Below are 19965 nucleotides of genomic sequence, written 5' to 3' on the forward strand. Positions count from 1 at the left end.
CCCATACGCACGGACCGGAAAGTCTATTAACTAATTCTCAGGTTTAGCCGGTGGGCGCAGTAGTCCGGAAGTATGCTTCTCGCGTCGGCTAACCGCAAGCAGATTAGGTCAGTCAGCAGACGGATACGGGGGCACTCGGATGGGATCTGCGCCTCTAACATGCAGTCGGTGTGGCACCGGACCCATTCGGGACGGAGCCCTATTTTGCGATGTCTGCGGGGCGCCGACAGCAACGACGCCCCAACCGGCCGAGTACAAGCAGGTTACGGTGCTCTTCGCCGATGTGGTGCGCTCCATGGATATGGCGTCGACCCTGGAGCCGGAACGATTCCGCGAAATAATGGCCGCGGTCTTCGATCGATCGGCAGTTGTCGTGCAGCGGTACGGCGGTACCGTCGACAAGTTCACGGGCGACGGCCTGATGGCGCTGTTCGGGGCGCCGGTTGCGTTGGAGGACCATGCGCTGCGCGGTTGTTTGGCCGCGTTAGGCATTCTGCGGGAGATCAAGGGTCTGGCCGCCGAGGTGGATGCTCGTGACCATGTCGCGCTGCAGCTTCGGGTGGGTTTGGACTCGGGCCAGGTCGTTGCCGGGGGGATCGGTACCGGCCGGACTAGTTACACCGCGTTCGGTGAGCATGTCGGGATAGCCCAGCGGATGGAGTCCGCGGCGCCGCCGGGCGGGGTGGCCGTCAGCGAGTCCACCGCCCGGCTGGTCGAGAACACCGCCGTGCTTGCTGAACCGGAGCTGGTGCACATCAAGGGGACCGATGTCGCCGTTCCTGTGCGTCAGCTGCTTAAGACGGTCGCCGATCCGGTGCTGACCGGTCGTCGCGAGTGGACCCTAGTTGGACGGCAATGGGAGATGGGCGCCCTGAAAGCATTGCTGGACGAGTCAATTGCTGGCCGGGGATGCATGGTCGGGGTGGTGGGAGCGCCGGGCATCGGCAAAACCCGGCTGGCCCGCGAGGTCGCCAGGATCGCCAATGAGTCTGGCGTCGAGGTGTTTTCCACGTTTTGTGAGTCGCACGGTCTCGAGGTCTCGTTTAACGTCGTCGCGCGAATGCTGCGAACGGCATTCAGGCTGAACCAGCTGGACGCCACCTCCGCGCGCGCCGTGGTCCAGGCCAGGCTTGCCGCTGCGGAGCCGGACGATGTGGCGTTGCTAAACGACCTGATTGGCATCCAGGACAACGATGTCGCGCTGCCCGATATCGAACCGGATGCCCGGCGGCGCCGACTAGCGCAGATGATCAACGCCGCCTTGCTGGGGCGACGGGCGCCGGCGCTGTACGTAATCGAAGACGCGCATTGGATCGACAGGGCCAGCGAGGCGATGTTCGCGGAGTTCTTCTCCGTGATTCCCCGGATCCCAGCGATGGTGCTGGTCACCTACCGACCCGAGTACCACGGTGTGCTGACCCAGACACCGGGTTCCCACACGATTTCGCTTTCACCGCTGAGTCATTCGCAAACCGCGGTGCTTGCAGGCGAAATGCTTGGCCCACACGCGTCGGTGAAGACACTGGCCAGGCAGGTCGCCGAGCGTGCGGCGGGTAACCCGTTCTTCGCCGAGGAAATCGTGCGCGACCTCGTCGAGCGCGGCGTCTTGCATGGAAAGTGGAGCTGCTATGCGTCCGCCGGCGACGTCACCGAGGTCAGCGTGCCGGCCACAGTTCAGGCCATCATCGCCGCCCGGATCGATCGCCTTGGCGGGCGCGCCAAGCACACCCTGCGTGCTGCCGCCGTGATCGGTTTGCGGTTCGACAAGGAGACGTTGGTCAGCGTCCTCGAGGACGCCGCTGTCGAGGAGTTGACTGCAGCGGAACTGGTCGATCCGGTGGTGTTCGCCCCGCACACCGAGTACGCGTTCCGGCATCCGCTGATCCGCGCGGTGGCCTATGAGTCGCAGCTGAAGTCGGGACGCGCCGAGTTGCACCGCCGCTTGGCCCGCGTGATCGAACAGCGTGACCCGGGTTCGGTCGACGAGAATGCCGCACTGATCGCCACCCACCTGGAGGCCGCGGGCAATCTGCGGGACGCGTTCAGCTGGCATATGCGGGCCGGGTCATGCTCAAGATATCGCGACATCGGTGCGGCGCGGGTGAGTTGGCAGCGCGCCCGGCAGGTCGCGGATCGGCTGACGGCGGCCGATCGGGATGGCATGTCGATGCGGATCGCACCGCGGACCTTGCTGTGCGGGAGCGCCTGGCATATCGGTGGCGCTGTCGCCGACGCCGGTTTCGACGAGCTTCGCGACCTCACCGCAGAGGCCGGTGACAAGCGGTCGCTGGCCATCGGAATGGCCGGGTGGGTGTGCTTGCTTGCGTTTCGCGGCCGCTACCTCGAGTCGTCGCGGCTGGCCTCCGAATGCGTGGATCTCATCGAGTCGGTTGGCGACTCCGCGATGACGGTCGGGCTGCTCTATGGGCCGACTTACGCGAAGTACCAGGCGGGCGAGGTGGTCGAAGCACTGCGTCTGGCACAGCGTCGCATCGACCTCGCGGCCGGCGACCTCGCCAAGGGCAACCTGATCCTTGGGTCACCGCTGGCGTTGGGGATATCGGAGCGTGGCGCGGCCAGATGTTGCTTGGGCATCTCGGGATGGATGGAGGATTTCGACAACGCCATCGCCATGGCTCGCGGGTTCGACGCGACGACGCGGGTGATAGCGAACTGGTTCAAGTACGGCACCATCCCGAATGGGACGTTGTTGGCCGATTCGGGCGCCTTGCAGGACACCGCGGAGGCATTGCAGGTCGCTGAGCAGTGCGCGGACGATTTCAATTTGGGCCTTGCTCAGCTCACTCGGGGCCTTGTGCTGGTCCATCGCGACGACGCGAATCGGGAGGCCGGCTTCGAACTGATGGCCTCAGCCCGGGAAAAGGCCGTGCAGGAACGCTTTACCTTTGTGGCGCTGCCGATCGTTGACACTCAAACTGCGAAGGAGAAGGCCCGGATCGGCGATCTTGATGGCGCCATCGCCCTGTCGCAGGCGATCGTCGACGGTCAGTTCGACACTGGCGAGATGATCTACCGTGGTCCCGCCGTCACTGTTCTGGTGGAGTCGCTGTTGCAACGCGGCGCGGCCGGCGACGTTCAGACGGCGCAGGAAGTGATCGACCGGCTGGCTGCGGTGCCAACCGACCCCGGGTTCGTGCTGCACGAGATTCCGCTGCTGCGCTTGCGAGCGTTGGTGGCACGGCAAGGTGGCGATCAGACCGGCTGCCGCGATTGGGTGGAGCGCTATCGCGCCACGGCGACGGCGTGCGGTTTTCAGGGCCACATGGCAATAGCCGAGGCGATGACATGCCCGTGATCAGCGGCGATCCCCTGACTGGACGCGAGAAGGAACTCGAAGTTATTCAGCGCGCGCTGAACAAAGTTGGCAATTCCTCCGGGGTGGTGATCGTCGGTGCCCCCGGCGTGGGCAAGACTCGCCTCGCCCGCGAAGCGCTGATCCGCGCGGAGGCTTCCGGCGCGCGCACCAACTGGATCGTTGGCACCGAATCTGCCCGCCCGCTTCCGCTGGGCGCATTTCACGCGTCGCTGGGCAGCATGATGTCTGACCCGATGCTAGACGTGCAGCGCCTCGTTGATTCCTTTGTCGCCCAACAACGTCGGGGTCGCGTGTTGATCGGTGTTGACGACGCACACCTTCTCGATGGACTGTCCGCGCACGTTGTGCATCGACTTGCCCAGTCGCGTGGTGTGCACCTGGTGGTCACGCTGCGCGCGAATGGTGGTGAGCCCGACGCCGTGACAGCACTATGGAAAGACGGCCATCTCGCCCGACTGGACCTGCAACCGTTGTCGGCTGCGGCCACCCGCCGGGTCATCGAAGCCACGCTTGGTGGACCGGTGGATGCTCTTAGCGCCAAACGATTCTCGAAGCTTACTGGCGGAAACGCGTTGTTCGTGCGGCAACTGGTGACGGACCAGGTTGCGGCCGGCTCTATGCGTCAGGTGGCGGGGGTATGGATGTGGGACGACGCCGTTGCGGTCTCACCCACTATCGGCGACTTGGTCGGCAACCAGCTGAGTCGCCTCACACCCGATGCCGCAATGGTGATCGACATCCTTTCGCAGTGCGAGCCGCTCGCGATCGATGTGTTGTGCGACCTGGTGCGCCGCCGCGATCTCGAAGATGCCGAACAAATGCACTTGATCACTGTTGAGCACAGCGGCAGCACGCTGATGGCCCGACTGGCACACCCTCTTTTCGGCGAGATTCGCCGCGCCACCTTGGGCGAACTGTATCCAGCGCGGATCCGCGGTCGGCTGGCGCAACGGCTGGCCTGGGAGGTCGACGCCGATATGCCCGCTACCGTGCGTCGGGCACTGCTCACCCTGGAATCCGACCTCGCCCCCGACCCGGACCTCTTCCTTCGGTCGGCGCGGTTTGCCATGACCCTGCTCGATCTCGACTTGGCCGACCGATTCGCCAGGGCCGCTGCCGATGCCGGCGCGTCGGAAGCAGCAAGCCTGCGGGCAATGAACCTGGTGCTTCTCGGACGTGGTGACGAAGCCGAGGCCGCCTTGCGAGAAATGGGTGAAGCCGACCGCCCTGACGGCCACCACTGGGCTACGGTGCGGGCAGCCAATCTGATCTGGATGCTCGGCCGACCCGCGGAAGCATGGACCATCCTCGAGGCCCTCTCCGCAAAACCGGAGTCCGCAGCGGAGCGCGCTGAGCGCGCCGCCGTCGAAGCCTGTGTGGACGCGGTAATGGCGCGCTGTGAATCGGCCGCCGAGAAGGCAAGGACTGCCATGAAGTCCGCAGCATTGCCCGACTTTCACGCGATGATGGCATCGGTGGCGTTGATCATGGCTCAAGGCGCGCTGGGACGAGTTGACGACATCGCCGAAGTAGCCGACGAGGCCCTCCACCGTGCCATAACATCGTTTCAAGCGTCGCATATGCGATTCTGGTTCGGGTCCGTATATGCGCGGGCGTGCCGGCTAACTGGCCGCATCGATGAGGCCGTGAACTCTGCCAAACGGATCGCCGACTCAGCGAGCGACATTCCCGGGCTCGCCTATGCCAACCTCGCGTTTCTGTTGGGCCACGCCGAACTGATAGGAGGCGCTGTTCCCAACGCGGTGAAGCTGTTGCATGAAGCGCTGGCAGGCGTTGAAAAGCATGGCGTAACAACAGGCTTACGGCCTGCGAGCTGCTTTGCGCTGGCGGAGGCGCACGCCAAACTCGGGCAGCCAGACGAGGCGAATGCCGCGTTGAGCGAAGCCCAAAAGTGTGTGCCGGAAGATTACCTGTTCATGAAGACCGCGCTGAGCCTGTCGACTGGGTGGACGCTGGCCGCTGCCGGCTCGCTGAGCGACGCGATCGCGATGGTGCAGGTGGCCGCCGCAGATGCGCGTGCGCGAACTCAGCCGACCCACGAGCTGGCCTGTTTGCAGGCGGCGGCTCAGTGGGGCGACGCCTCCGGGGCTGCGCGAGTGCGGGAGCTCGCCGACATGCTGTCGCTACCGCTGGCCAATGCCGTTGCTCGGCATACGGAATCGCTGCAAGCCCGCGACGGCGAGGGGCTGCTAGCGGCATCGACCGACTACCGGGCGATCGGTGATCGCGCCACCGCGGCTGACGTCGCGGCACAAGCGGCCGTAGTTTTTGGCCACGCCCAGCAGCGCAGACGTGGGATGTATGCCGCAGCTTTGGCGCGGGAACTGGCCGACGGATGCGGTGGGCTGTGCACGCCGGCACTGCGGACTCCGGTGGGAGTTCCGTTGACTCCTCGCGAGCGCGAGGTCATCGAATTAGTCATAGCCGGTTTGTCCAATCGCGAGATCGCCGACCGACTTGTCACGTCGGTCCGCACCGTGGAGGGACATCGCTATCGTGCATGTCAAAAGGTGGGGGCCACGTCGCGCGCCGACTTGGCCGCAATCCTGCGCGCCGGTCCGGGCGAACTTGCAAAGTCTGACGTTTGAGCGACGAAAGGGATGCGCCTGATCGCTCCAAATAGAACCGAGTGCGATCGGTTCGGAAGGCCTGCGCTGACGGTTCGCGGTCAGATCACCGAGATCTCAACCATGCCGGTGGGGTCGTCGGTCTGGTGTTCGTAGAGCCGACGGCGGTGTTTCGCCAATGCCGCGCGCCACACCATGCTCGGTCGCAGCAGCCGGGTCGTCGGGTCGACCAGCGAGGTGACGCGGGCGAACTGATTCAGTGCGGCGGGGTCGAATTCGGCCGCGGTGAGCACTCGCTCCAGATAGCTGTTGAGCAGTCGCGTTGTCAGCGATCGTCCGCCCTCGATTTCAGGTAGGGCGAGGTCGGCGACGGCGGCCAGTCGCCAGGCTTGCCGGATTGGCCGTGCCGCGGCTCGGAAGAACCTCCGTGCCAGATCGTTCGTGCCGCACGCCAAACAGTCGCGTAGCGCCAGTGCCTCCAGGGCGGCGACGGTCATTCCCTGGCCGTAGATCGGGTTGAAGCCGCAGATCGCGTCGCCGATCACCAGCAACCCGCGTGGAAATCCCCGCATCAGGTCGTAGCGACGCCACACGCTAGACGGCACGCGGTGCTGCACGACCTCGCTGATCGGTGTCGCGTCGCGTATCGCCTCGAGTGCGTGCGGCGGAGCGAATTCTTCGACGAATGGGTACATTCCGGCGCGCTCACCCGGAGCCTCGTGACCGGCCATTCCGAACACGGTGAATAGCCATGAGTCATGCTCACAGCGCAGGAGCCCCATTCCAGTGGGTCGGCCCGGAACGGGGCCGATCAGGAACATATGTTCGTGCAGGGCGCCGGGCCGCATCCGCAGCGACTGGCTGGTACAGGTCACGTGGACGTTGATGTGGTCCTCGGATGGGCGGCCATAACCCAGGTTTTCCAGTAACAGGGGTGTCCGTGTGCCGCGGCCCGTAGCGTCGACGATCAGATCAGCAGCCAACCCAGATTGGATGCCGCTGTGTCGGTCCGAAATTCGGGCCCCGGTGATCTGCTTGCAGTCGGGGGTAAGGCTCAGCTCGACGACGTCCTGACCGTCAAGCAATGTCACATTGGCGATGCCCAGGACCCGTCGTCGGACGAAGCACTCCACGAAAGGTCTGCTTGACGTATAACCGGTGAACGACTCGGCCGAACCGGTCCTGACCGCTTGGTGTCCGCCCATGTTGTAGTAGAGCTTCGACAAATCGCGGCCGTCGAAATAGGGAACGCCATCAGTGACCAGCTCGTCGGGCAGCCCGGGGAAGAACTCCTCCAGCACCTGCGCGCCCCGTGCGAGCAGCGCGTGCAGGTGTCGTCCCTGCGGCACCCCCCGGCGGTTCGCGGCGTCATCGGGCAACACATCGCGTTCCACCACCGTGACCGTCTCGAAAGAGTCGGACAATGTCCGCGCCGCGAGCAGCCCGGCCATGCTCGCACCCACAACCACGGCGTGATCACCCATCTTCGCCATCGCACACTCCCATGTCACCCCGCAGTTGCCGACGAAAAGCAATGCTCACGGGCGGTGCGGGCGCCGGATAGAGTAACCGACTACCTGATCTCCCCCTATCCACCATTCGTACGAGCCCAGGAACAGGTAGCGCGCTACTCATCCGAAGGGCTGTGCTCCGCCGTAGCTTTCTTCCGTCAGCGCCGATCCGATCGGCCGAACTGTGAAACAGGCAACGGCGACGATGAAACGCCAACGCTATCAACGGAGAAAACGATGACCGTGGCCATCTACATCTGCTCGGCCGCGTTCCTCGGCGCCATCGCAATAGCTGTCCACAACCTCGAATCATGGCTCGAGCGTGGGGAATACAAGCGCCACCTCGAGGATTGAGATGCCCGGACAGGCGATATCCGGCACTCGCGCCGATGAACATGGCGGTGACCTGTCCGCCGATCGACGAATAGTCGGTTATTTCGTGTCGCCGGGTGCATATTGTTACTCTCCGAAAGCGTCGTGCGCGAGCAATACGACGAGCAATACGAGAGGTTCAGTGGTGGCAGCGGTACTGTCGCGGCTATTGTCGTGGTTCGCGGGAAGGATTGATCGGTCGGTCGGATGGTACCGATTACCAACGCCATTAGGACTGGCAGTGTTGGTCGGACTACGAAACCAGCTGCGGGCGCACAACCTGTTCGACACCGGTCGCGGGCCTCAGGACGAGCCGCCCTACGACGACCCGGACATCGCGAACCGTCTCACCGCCCGCATGTTGAACGGGACCTACAACGACCTCACCGACCCCCTGATGGGGTCGTTGGGGTGCAGATTCGGCCGCAATGTCCCGCCGTCGCACACATATCCCAAAGAGCCGCTGGCACCCAACCCGCGGCTGATTAGTCGGCGTCTACTCACCCGCGACACCTTTCAACCGGCGACCACACTGAACCTGCTGGCTGGCGCGTGGATCCAGTTCGAGGTCCACGACTGGTTCAGCCACGGCACCATCACGACGCAACCGTGGGCGATCCCACTGGAAAACGACGATCCATGGCCCACCCGGCCCATGACGATCAGGCGGACCGCTCCGGACCCCAGCCCCGACCCCGAGGGTCCGCCCACCTTCGTCACCCAAGACACCCACTGGTGGGACAGTTCCCAAATCTACGGTGGCTCAGCGAATATGAATTTCGCCGACGGGTTGCGCTCCGGCCACAAGGGCCAGCTCCGCATCGATGACCTCGGGCTGGCACCCGCCGATCTCGACCAATATCTGGACTTGACCGGCCCCGCCGGAAACTTCTGGGTCGGCCTGGCCATCCTGCACTCGCTATTCATGCGCGAACACAACGCGATATGCGACCAGCTCGCCACGCAGCACCCGGAAATGACCGACCAGCAGCTGTATGACACGGCGCGACTGGTCAACGCGGCACTGATGGCCAAGATCCACACCATCGACTGGACACCCGCGATCATCGCGCACCCCACGACCGTGGCAGCGCTTCGCGCGAACTGGTTCGGCATTCTCGGGGAGCGGTTCGATCGGTGCTTCGGGCGGATCACCGATAACGAAGTGTTGCAAGGCATACCGGGTTCGCCGACGAACCAGCACGGCGTTCCGTACTCGCTGACCGAGGAGTTCGTCGCGGTGTACCGGATGCACCCACTGATCCCCGACGACTTCCTCTTCCGCTCTCTGGCCGACGACCAGGTCATCGCCGAGCACGAGCTGACCGACTTGACCGTGGAGCACGTTCGCGAGCGGCTGTCCGAACTACCGATGGACGATATCTTCTACTCGTTCGGCCGGTCCCACCCCGGCGCCCTCATCCTGCACAACTTCCCGAGACACCTGCAGCAGCTCCAGCGAGCCGACGGAGAACTGGTCGACCTAGCCGCTATCGACATCCTGCGGGAGCGCGAACGGGGCGTCCCGCGGTACAACGAGTTTCGGCGGCTGTTCCGCCTCAAACCCGCATCGTCGTTCGAGGAACTGACGGACAACCCGACCTGGGCGGAGGAGTTGCGGGAGGTCTACGGCGACGTCGAGCAGGTGGACCTGGCGATCGGGTTGTATGCCGAAAGCAAACCGCCGGGATTCGGGTTCAGCGACACCGCATTTCGCGTTTTCATTCTGATGGCGTCTCGCCGGCTGGAGAGCGATCGCTTCTTCACCCGCGATTTCCGCCCCGAGATCTACACCGAGGCCGGCATGGCCTGGGTTAAAGCGAACACGATGCGCACGGTGCTCCTGCGGCACTTCCCGTCGCTTGAACCCGCGCTGCGCGGCGTCGCAAACCCATTTGCTCCCTGGCAAGCGATCCGAAGTGATGAGGAGCGGCGCTGATGACCCGCGCCGGTGACGATGCAGAGCGAAGTGATGAGGAGCGGCGCTGATGACCTATGTGCGCTACAGCGAGGACCTGGAGTCCCGACGACCGGACGAGGACGAGCTGATCGACAAGATGGTGAAGGTCCTGCACAGCAACAACGAGTGGGCTTTCAAGAAATACCACCACGGGATTCGCGACGCCCACGCCAAAAGCCACGGCATTCTCGGTGGAGAACTCACTGTCTACCCCGATCTGCCAGATGAGCTGCGGCAAGGTCTGTTCGCAAGCCCAGCGACCTACCCGGTCATTGCGCGGCTCTCCACCACCGCAGGAGCGATTCGCAGTGACCAGATCCGCGGGGTACACGGCCTTGGGATCAAGGTTCTGGGCGTGCACGGACCGCGGACGCTGCCCGACGACACGGCCACCACCCAAGATTTTGTGCTGGTCACCCACCGGGAGTTCCCGTTCGCCGACGTGCACGCCTACTACGTCAAAGGGATGCCGTTCGCCTGGCTGCTGGCACGATTGCCCGATCGCGCGCTGAAAGTCATTACCGACGCGTTGGCCGGTGCTGGGCGGATGCTTGGGCTGGTCGGTCTTTCACTCCCGATGACTCTTGCCGTGTTCACTCCACCAAACACGCAAATCTTGGGCGACCTTTTTTATTCATCGGCGCCGCTGCGTTACGGTGACTACGTCGCGAAGCTTTCTGTCGTGCCATTGTCGAATTCCGTGACGTCGTTGCAAGACCAACCCGTCCCGCGCGCCGCGGGCAGCGACGCATATCGTGACGAGGTCGTCGAGTTCTTTCGGCACAACAGCGCCGAATATGAATTGCGGGTTCAACTGTGCACCGACGTTAAAACCATGCCCATCGAGGACGCGAGCGTGCAGTGGCCGGAGTCGGCGTCGCCGTACGTGGGCGTGGCAAAAATAACGTATCCGGTCCAGGACGCATACAGTCCCGAGCGCCAAGTGTTCGGTGACGACGTGTTGTCCTTCAATTCGTGGCGCGGATTGGCCGCCCACCGGCCGATGGGATCCATCAACCGCCTCAAACAGAAGGTGTATGAGGCGTCGAGCAACTTCCGGCACGAGAAGAACCACGTGCCACGCCTCGAACCGACCGATATAGCTGAGCTGCCCGAATAGACCGCGACAACCCGTCGCGTCGCGAAGAGCTGCGGAAACCGGACAGCAAACTTACACTCTGATCCCATGGCGCGCCGCTGGCAGTTGCTTGAACGCCCCGCGGAGCAGGAGGCCATTCGAACGGCCCTGGGCGCCGGGGAAACCTGCGGTGCGATCTTGGTCGGGCCGGCCGGAGTTGGCAAGACGACCCTGGCCCGCACCGTGACGGCGTCGCTGCGCGCCAAGGTCAACTGGGCGGCGTGCACCGAGACCTCGCGCAGCATCCCGCTGGGTGCTTTCGCCCAGTGGGTGGGTCCGTCACCGATACGCGATCCGATCGCGCTCATCGCATCGGCCCGCGAATCCATTCTCGCCGATGAGAATACGGTCGTCGGCGTTGACGACGCGCATTTGCTGGACCAGCTGTCCGCGACGTTGCTGCACCAAATTGCGATCGACCGGGCCGGCCACATCGTGGCTACCGTGCGCAGCGGCGAACCCGTTCCCGACGCCCTCACTTCGCTGTGGAAGGACGGCTACTTGCAGCGTTTGGAACTTCAGCCGTTCACCAAACGGCAGAGCATCGCACTCGTCGAATCGGTGCTCGGCGGCACGCTCGAGGGTCTGAGCGCTGACGTCATGTGGGAATCCTCGGGCGGAAACCCCCTGTTTCTTCGGCACATGGTCGAGGGCGCGATCGACGCCGGAACGCTGAGCGAGGTCAACGGGGTGTGGCAGCTGCGCGGGCACACCGGTGTTTCGTCCGGGCTGGCCGCACTGCTGGAAGACCGTCTTGATCATGCGGGCCCTGATGTCGTCAACGCGTTGAAGCTGCTGGCGTTGTGCGAACCGCTCGACATCGACACGCTCTGCGAGCTGGCCGGTGACGATGCGGTGGATACCGCAGAAATGCAAGGCTTGATCCGGATCGTTCACGACGGCCCAGACGTGAATGTCCGCTTTGGGCACCCGCTCTATGGCGATGTCTTGCGCCGCCGTATCGGCACCGCGTCGGCGCGCACGCTCCGAGGCCGTATCGTCCGGGTTCTCCGCGGCCGTGAACTCAATGCGGCCACCAGCAGGATCCGGATGGCGCAGCTATGCGTCGACAGTGACGAAGGCGTCGACTCCCAGTTGCTGGTCGCCGCCGCCAAGGATGCGATGTTTCTGTCGAACCTGCCGCTCGGTGAACGGATCGCGCGAGCGGCGTACGAGCTCGGAGGTGGAGTTCAAGAAGCTGAGCTGCTATCGCGGGCGCTGTTGTGGCAAGGCCATCCGGTGCAGGCCAACGAGATTCTCACCAAGTTTGAGCCCGAGAGCCTCGATGAACTGCAGCTCGTCCAGTGGGGCATTCCCCATCTTTCGATTCTGTTTTGGTCGATGGATGACGTCGCACGAGCGGGCGAGGTGTTGGCACTGCTGCGAAAGCGGGTGACGCATCCAAGCCTGAAGCTGGTCGTGGCGGCGACTGAGTCGGCAATAGCAGTGCACCAGAACAGAGTCAGCGAGGGGATCGCCGAAGCCGAACGCGTCCTGGCGGACCCGCACGCCCCCAAACAGGCTATCGATTTCGCCGCTTTCGGTGCGGGAATGGCTATGCCGGTCGCCGGCCGCGGCGGTGACTTCGAACCGATCGCGGCCAGGTGTCGTGCGGATCAGAAGGCCACCGACGGCATGATCCGGGTCATGGTGCGCTATTGCGACGTGCACGCCCTCGCCGCCGTCGGCGAATTCGATCTGGCTGATCAGCGCGCTGCCGAATACGCCGAATTCTCATCGGTCGGGCAGTTTTTGGGTTGGGGTATCGCGAAGGTCATGGCGGGTTTGGTTGCCACCTATCGCGGCAAGTTCCCCGAGGCTATATCCTCGCTCGAGCAGGCGCTGGCGGCGCTCAATGCAGAGGACGCTCTTCCGTGGCTGTTGCCAGCACGGCTGCTTTTGGCGAGGGCCTACGCCGCGTTGGGCAGCCCGGACCAGGCCGAGGGAGTTCTGGAGGATTGCAAGGAACACGCCGGCCGCTCAATGGCCCTGCACGAACCGCAGCGGATGATCGCCCAGTCCTGGCTGGCCGCAGCCAGCCGCGGCGAACGTCCGGCAGTCGAACTCGCGTGTGCAGCTGCTGATCTCGCACACCGGTCGGGTCAACACGCCGTAGAAGCAGAAGCGCTGCATCACGCGGCACGTTTTGGCGACCGCACCGTGGCAACGCGACTGGCGGCACTCACCGAACATGTCGGTGGACGGCTGGTGGGTTTATACGCGCGCCACGCCGCGGCGGTGGCCGACCTCGACGGTGCGGCCCTGGACGCGGCTAGCGCGGATTTCGAAGAGGCGGGCTTGATGCTGTCAGCCGCGGATGCGGCTGCTCAGGCCGCGGTGCGGCACGATCACGACGGGCGGCGACGCGATAGTTCTGAATCGGCAGCGCGGGCTTTGCGGCTGGCCGCGCAATGCGGCGGAGCGGTAACGCCGGCGATCAGGTCCGCAGCGCAACCTCTGCCTGTGACGTCCCGCGAGCGAGAGATCGCCTCGCTCATCGCCGCAGGGCTCTCGAACCGGGAGATCGCCGAACGGCTGACGGTCTCGGTTCGTACCGTTGAAGGCCACATCTACCGGGCCTGCATCAAGCTTGACGTCACCGACCGAGACGAGCTCGGGAAGATCGTGTCGAAGGATCTGAAGAAATAACTCAAAGCGAGATATCGGCACCGAGCCCGCCCAATCCCGCAAAAGACGTAGTCGACTAGCCGTACCGTGCTGCGGCGACCGCTTCAGCGTCGACGCATCAGGCTTCGCCAACAGGAGGGCAACTGAAGGTAGCCGATGACAGCGGGGGCAATCGAGCCGGTTTCGTCGTATCTCATGCGTGAAGTCGCTAATCGCGGGCAGACTTGGTTGGTGCCTGCACATCTCCGACGGCAAGGCTGGTCAGCATGACCACCGTCCCACCGCCACACGGTCCTCGGCGTACGTCAGTCGTCAGCCCACTTGTCATGGGCGACACCCAAACTGCTCCACGCGGCGCGGAGCGGATGGTCCTCGTCGACGCCCAAGACCGGCGCGTGGTGCTGATCGAGCTGCGCTTAGACCGCGGCGCGAGTCCGCCAACCGTCCGCCGGCGCTTCAACAGATTGTTCAAAGATGTTTTCGGCAGCACAGGACCACCGCCGCCGGTGCCGGTGGCTCGCCATTACGTGCGGTGCGTGCTCACACCAGACGAGATCACCGAGTTGGTGCGCGGGGGAGACGCCGACGGGCAGCGCGGCCTCGGGCTCATCTACCGAGTTTGGCCGGATCTGGTGTTGAGTGCGCATCTGGACCGCTCGGTGAGCACCATCAAAGGCGACGCAGCTATCCGCACTTTCGGCTCCGCCGGCGCGGGAATCGTATGGGCGGTACTCGATTCCGGCATCGACGCAACACACCCGCATTTCGCCACTCACGACACCCTGACGGCCGACGCAGTCGCTAAATTGCACCGCGACTTCACTATTCCCTCGTCTCCGGCCACCAAGCCGTCTCCGTTGGCCGACGCCTACGGGCACGGCACCCATGTGGCCGGAATCATCGCGGGCCAAGCTCCGACGGACACGGCGACTCTACGGATCGCCTACAACGAACCGACCGCTCAAGACCTGCCGCAATGGGCGCTGCGTACGCTGCCCGAGGGAGCCACCCTGTCCGGGGTTGCGCCGAAAGCCAACCTGGTCAGCATCAAAGTCTTGGATGACAACGGCAACACCCTGTCCAGTGCCGTCATCCAAGCGATCGACTACATCCGCACCGTGAACAGTGGCGGTCGAAACCTGCAGATCCACGGGGTGAATCTGTCTTTCGGCTGCCCCTGGCCTCCCACCGAGTACGCCGCGGGGCAAAGTCCGTTGTGCCGCGAGTTGGACCTGCTGGTCGGCACCGGCGTGGTAGCCGTCGTCAGCGCCGGCAATGCGGGCGCCGGCGGAACCACCGAGGGTCCGTCTACTGACGTCTACGGGCAGCTGTCCACGATCACCGATCCCGGAAACGCAGCCAGTGCCATCACCGTCGGTTCCGTGCATCGCTATCGGCCACACACCTACGGCGTCACCTTCAACTCGTCGAAGGGGCCCACCCTCGACGGCCGCTCGAAGCCGGACGTGGTGGCACCGGGTGAACGCATCACCTCGGCCGCCACCGGGGATCTGGTCGCCGGCGTTCCGCCGCTGGCGCCGACCGCAGGCGACCCGCCGCATCTGGCGCGCTACCGCGAGGACAGCGGAACCTCGATGTCGGCCGCGCACGTATCCGGGGCAATGGCCGCCTTCCTGTCGGCTCGCGACGAATACATCGGCCAGCCGGATCTGCTCAAAAAGCTGTTCTCCGATACGGCAACAGATTTGGGACGCCATGAGTTCTACCAGGGCACCGGTCTGATTGATCTGATGCGGGCTCTCTCCAACACCTGAAACCGAAGGGAAAAGTCTCGTGGGCGACATCAACGGATTGGCTTATTACGAAGTCGATTTCAATGCCGACGGCTCACTCAACACAGCGAACGGCGACGGCGACGGCGGACTGCCGGCCGCGGTGGCCGCCGGCGGGATCACCGATCTTTTCGTGCTCTCGCACGGCTGGAACGACGGCGTCGTCTCGGCCCGCCAGCTTTATCAGGCGATGTTCGGGCTGCTCGCCGACCAGCTCGGCACGCACCTGTCCAGCAGTGCTGCCGTCGGGGTCATCTGGCCGTCATTGTTGTTTCCCGACGATGACCCGGCGACGGCCACTGCGGTGCCGTCGACCGGCGCCCAGCTGGCCCAGGCCCTGACCCCCGCATTCCCGGGCCAGCAACAGCAGCTGGGCACCATGGGTCAACTGCTCGATCAGCAGCCACAAGACCCCGCCAAGCTCACCGAATTCCATCAACTGGTAAACGGTTTGGTGACCACCAAACCGCAGGGCGTCGAAGACACCGGGGAAGCCGCGCTGCTCACCGCCGACACCGCGACCGCATTCGGCCACGCGGCAGCGATGGCACCGCACGTGAGCACCTCTGCGCAGGCAATCCCCAATCCATTCGCCGGGCTGTGGAGCGGGGCGCGCGAGGTGTTGCGCACGCTGAGCTACTACGAGATGAAGAACCGTGCGGGCGTGATCGGCCAGAACGGGCTTGGCCCGCTGCTGGCGAACCTGCGCGGACCCGACGGTCCGCCGCGAATCCATCTGATGGGGCACAGTTTTGGCGCCCGGCTTGTCGCATACGCATTAGCGGGTTTGCCTGCTAACCAAACCGGTTCGGCCAGCCCGGTCAAGTCGCTCACGTTGATCCAGGGCGCGTTCTCCCACTTCACGTTCGCGTCGTCGCTGATGTTCGACCCGTCGCGCGCGGGCGGCCTGGCGGGCGACGGCAGCCGCGTCGACGGTCCGCTGCTGGCCACGTTCAGCGCCGCCGACCGAGCGGTCGGGTGGTGGTACCCGGCGGCCAGCATGCTGGCCGGCCAAGACAGCGAATCAGCCGCCGACTTGGTTTTCCGGTGGGGTGGAATGGGCCATGACGGATACCAGCAGACCCCAACTCCCACCACCGCGGTGCTGGCGCCGCAGGGAACGCCCTACGGTTTCAAGCCCGGCTGTTTCTACAGCCTGGACGCCAACAGCGTCATCCGCGCAATTCAGTCGCCGTTCAGCGGAGCGCACAGTGATATCCAGCACCCTGAAGTGCTCTGGGCGGTGGTCGACGCGGCGGGTCTCGGCGCCTAACCGGTTGCCGTGTCCCAGGTGTGCACCGGCTCGTTGGTGTGCATGTGCTCGCAGTAACGCCGCAGCATCTCCGCAAGCGCTGCGGCACGAGACAATCCGCGTTGTTGTAGCGCGCGCACGGTAGACACCTGCCACACCGCGCCGTTTCGTCCGGTGCGGGCACGGCCCTCGATGACGCCGAGAAACCGGTCCCGCACCTCGCTCGCGACGCCCCACCGCTGCAGTCCGTCGTGCGCCATCGGCAGCAGTTTGGTGAGCACAAGTTCCTTGGTGCCTACCGCACCCAATCCCGGCCAGTACAGGCTTGCCTGCATGCCGTGGCGGGCGGCGTCGACGAAATTCTGTTGCGCCGCAACGAAGCTCATCTTGGTCCACAGCGGACGATCTTCTTCGGACAGCGTGCGCAACATGCCGTAGTAGAAGGCGGAGTTGGCCAGCATATCGATGACGGTCGGACCGGCCGGCAGCACGCGATTCTCTACCCGCAGATGCGGGCGGCCTCCCACGACGTCGTACACTGGCCGGTTCCACCGGTACACGGTGCCGTTGTGCAGGCGTAACTCCGACAGGTGAGGGGTGCGCCCGGCGGCGAGTTCGGCGACCGGATCCTCGTCGGAGACCTCCGGCAGCAAGGACGGAAAGTAGCGAACGTTCTCTTCGAACAGGTCGAAGATCGACGTGATCCAGCGTTCACCGAACCACACCCGCGGCCGAACGCCCTGGGTTTTGAGCTCATCGGGCCGGGTATCGGTGGACTGCGCGAACAGTTCGATCCGGGTTTCGGACCATAGCTGATGACCGAAGAAGTACGGCGAGTTCGCCCCGAGCGCCAACTGCGGCCCGGCCAGCACCTGCGCGGCGTTCCAGTTCGCGGCGAAATCGTCGGGCGACACTTGCAGATGCAATTGCGTGCTGGTGCAGGCCGATTCGGGAGCGATCGACGCCGAGTTCACACTGAGTGGCTCCGGTCCGCTGATGTCGATCTGGATGTCCTCGCCGCGCGCGTTGAAGATGGATTCGTTGAGGGCCGCGTAGCGCCTCGACTGACTCATCCATTCGCCGGTGAGGTGCTCGGGCATCAGCGTCGGCAGAATCCCGATCATGACGATGTGGGCGCCGCCGGCATCGGCCTTGGCCTCCGCGGCATTCAAACTAGCCCGCACCTCGGCTTCCAAGTCGACCGCGGTGTGCCCTCCCAGTTCTCGCGGCGGCACGTTGAATTCGATGTTGTAGGCGCCTAATTCGGTCTGATAGGCAGGGTCGGCGATGGCGGCCAGCACGTCCTGATTCGACATTGCCGGCTGATAGTTGTCGTCGACCAGGTTGCACTCGATTTCCATCCCGGTCAGGGGCCGATCGAATTCGAAGCTGGCCTGCGACAGCATCGTTTCGAAGACGTCGAGGCACAACTGCACCTTGCGCCGGTACTCCTGCCGGTGTACGCGCTGGTAGGCCGTCCGCTTGACTTCTTCGCCCACACTGCCGATGCAACCGGTTTGCTCACCGGTGCGCAACAGATCTACACAATGAACCAATCCGGCAGCACATCGTCGGCCCAAACACCGCGGCGTCGCCTGTTGAACGTGAGCGGAGTGTGATATTGACGTCCGTGACAATCTCAGCTTATTCACAGGCTAGGTGGCGACAACCTCTTAGGCATCGACTTCATCCCCAGCGATGCGGGCCTGGCACTCCTCGATTAGCGTGCCGACCGGCTGCGCTTCGGTCGATGTGGAGGATTTGGCTGCCGGCGTAGTCCATGATGGACGAGATCGCGGGAGGACAGCACGTGGCCGAATTCGTCGCTTCGATCGACCAGGGCACCACCAGCACCCGCTGCATCATTTTCGACCACGACGGCAACGAGGCGGGCCGCCATCAGCTCGAGCATGAGCAGATGCTGCCGCGTGCAGGCTGGGTCGAGCACAACCCGATCGAGATCTGGGAGCGCACCACCTCGGTCTTGATGTCGGCGCTCAATGCGACGAACCTGTCAGCCAAAGACATTGTCGCGCTGGGGATCACAAATCAACGGGAGACGACGTTGGTGTGGAACCGGCGTACCGGCCGACCGTACTGCAACGCGATCGTCTGGCAGGACACCCGCACCGACCGCATCGCGTCGGCATTGGACCGTGACGGCCGTGGCGACGTGATCCGGCGTAAAGCCGGTCTGCCGCCGGCAACGTACTTCTCCGGTGGCAAGTTGCAATGGATTCTGGAGAACGTCGAGGGGGTGCGGGCAGCAGCCGAGGACGGTGACGCGGTGTTCGGCACCGCGGACACCTGGCTGTTGTGGAATCTGACCGGCGGTCCTCGCGGCGGGGTGCATCTCACCGATGTCACCAACGCCAGCAGGACCATGCTGATGGATTTGGAGACGCTGGACTGGGACGATGAGTTGCTGTCCTTCTTCGGCATCCCGCGCGCGATGCTGCCGTCGATTGTGGCGTCGTCGCCGAGCCGGCCGTTCGGCGTCACGGTGGAGGCGGGACCGCTCGGCGGTGAGGTGCCGATCACCGGGATTCTCGGTGACCAGCATGCGGCGATGGTTGGCCAGGTGTGCCTGGACCCCGGCGAGGCCAAGAACACCTACGGCACCGGAAATTTTCTGCTGCTCAACACCGGCGAGCAGATCGTTCGGTCCGGCAACGGTCTGTTGACGACGGTCTGCTACCAATTCGGCGACGCCAAACCTGTTTACGCGCTTGAGGGTTCGATCGCTGTGACCGGCTCGGCGGTGCAATGGCTGCGTGACCAGTTGGGCATCATCAGCGGCGCTGCGCAAAGCGAAGCGCTGGCCCGTCAGGTCGATGACAACGGTGGGGTGTACTTCGTTCCGGCGTTTTCCGGGTTGTTCGCACCGTATTGGCGCTCTGACGCCCGCGGCGCGATCGTGGGGCTGTCGCGTTACAACACCAACGCGCATTTGGCCCGCGCGACGTTGGAGTCCATCTGTTACCAGAGCCGCGACGTGGTCGACGCGATGCAAGCCGATTCGGGTGTGCGCCTTGAGGTGCTGAAGGTCGACGGCGGGATCACCGACAACGAGTTGTGCATGCAGATCCAGGCCGACGTCCTGGGTGTCGACGTGGTGCGCCCAGTGGTCGCGGAGACCACTGCGTTGGGCGCGGCGTACGCGGCGGGTCTGGCGGTCGGCTTCTGGGCCGACCCGAACGAACTGCGGACCAATTGGCAGGAGGGTAAGCGGTGGACGCCGCGGTGGAGCGATGACGAGCGCTCCGCGGGATATGCGGGCTGGCGCAAAGCCGTTCAGCGCACCCTGGATTGGGTCGACGTTTAACTGACGAGCAGTCGCAAAAGCCCCCGACACGCCGGGGCGTGCGGGGGCGTTCGCGACTGGT

At 64.4% G+C, this 19965-nt stretch carries 10 protein-coding genes; 8 read left to right on the plus strand and 2 right to left on the minus strand.

The genetic code is table 11. The features are described from left to right. The first annotated feature begins 139 nt into the window (after positions 1-139). Both VNW74_RS10680 and VNW74_RS10685 read left to right on the plus strand, forming a co-directional pair. The gene (locus tag VNW74_RS10680; protein WP_325676567.1) at positions 140-3316 is read left to right on the plus strand and encodes an adenylate/guanylate cyclase domain-containing protein; all 3177 of its coding nucleotides are present in this window, start codon (positions 140-142) and stop codon (positions 3314-3316) included. Further along, positions 3307-5946: a helix-turn-helix transcriptional regulator gene (locus tag VNW74_RS10685; protein WP_325676568.1), complete on the plus strand. Its 2640-nt coding sequence runs from the start codon at positions 3307-3309 to the stop codon at positions 5944-5946. Before VNW74_RS10680 ends, VNW74_RS10685 begins: the two co-directional genes overlap by 10 nt. Positions 5947-6026: 80 nt before the next feature. Here the strand turns inward: VNW74_RS10685 and VNW74_RS10690 are convergent, their stop codons facing one another. Further along, positions 6027-7418 (minus strand): 2-polyprenyl-6-methoxyphenol hydroxylase-like oxidoreductase, encoded by a 1392-nt coding sequence (locus tag VNW74_RS10690; RefSeq protein ID WP_325676569.1) that lies wholly within the window; start codon positions 7416-7418, stop codon positions 6027-6029. 580 nt (positions 7419-7998) lie between these two features. On the opposite strand from VNW74_RS10690, the gene VNW74_RS10695 reads away from it, so the two are divergent. From VNW74_RS10695 to VNW74_RS10715, 5 genes are all read left to right on the plus strand, one after another. Further along, entirely contained in the window at positions 7999-9747 is a 1749-nt protein-coding gene (locus VNW74_RS10695; protein ID WP_325676601.1) for a peroxidase family protein, read from the plus strand. A 49-nt stretch (positions 9748-9796) separates the two neighbouring features. Next, positions 9797-10888: a catalase family protein gene (locus tag VNW74_RS10700; RefSeq protein ID WP_325676570.1), complete on the plus strand. Its 1092-nt coding sequence runs from the start codon at positions 9797-9799 to the stop codon at positions 10886-10888. A gap of 66 nt (positions 10889-10954) precedes the next feature. Next, positions 10955-13555, plus strand: coding sequence for a LuxR C-terminal-related transcriptional regulator (locus VNW74_RS10705; RefSeq protein WP_325676571.1), 2601 nt, complete (start codon positions 10955-10957; stop codon positions 13553-13555). A gap of 245 nt (positions 13556-13800) precedes the next feature. Further along, positions 13801-15309 carry a S8 family peptidase gene (locus VNW74_RS10710; RefSeq protein ID WP_414686651.1) on the plus strand — a complete coding sequence of 503 codons (1509 nt, stop codon included), beginning with the start codon at positions 13801-13803 and terminating at the stop codon, positions 15307-15309. A gap of 19 nt (positions 15310-15328) precedes the next feature. Continuing rightward, on the plus strand, positions 15329-16600 hold the full coding sequence (locus VNW74_RS10715) for a serine/threonine protein kinase (protein WP_325676573.1): 1272 nt from the start codon (positions 15329-15331) through the stop codon (positions 16598-16600). Here the strand turns inward: VNW74_RS10715 and VNW74_RS10720 are convergent. After that, positions 16597-18078: a glutamate--cysteine ligase gene (locus VNW74_RS10720; RefSeq protein ID WP_325676574.1), complete on the minus strand. Its 1482-nt coding sequence runs from the start codon at positions 18076-18078 to the stop codon at positions 16597-16599. The two genes, VNW74_RS10715 and VNW74_RS10720, sit on opposite strands and share 4 nt — an antisense overlap. A gap of 281 nt (positions 18079-18359) precedes the next feature. On the opposite strand from VNW74_RS10720, the gene glpK reads away from it, so the two are divergent. After that, on the plus strand, positions 18360-19904 hold the full coding sequence (gene glpK, locus VNW74_RS10725; protein WP_414686652.1) for a glycerol kinase GlpK: 1545 nt from the start codon (positions 18360-18362) through the stop codon (positions 19902-19904). Positions 19905-19965: the final 61 nt, after the last annotated feature.

Source organism: Mycobacterium sp. (assembly GCF_035570115.1).
In the GTDB taxonomy this organism is placed as follows: Bacteria; Actinomycetota; Actinomycetes; order Mycobacteriales; family Mycobacteriaceae; genus Mycobacterium.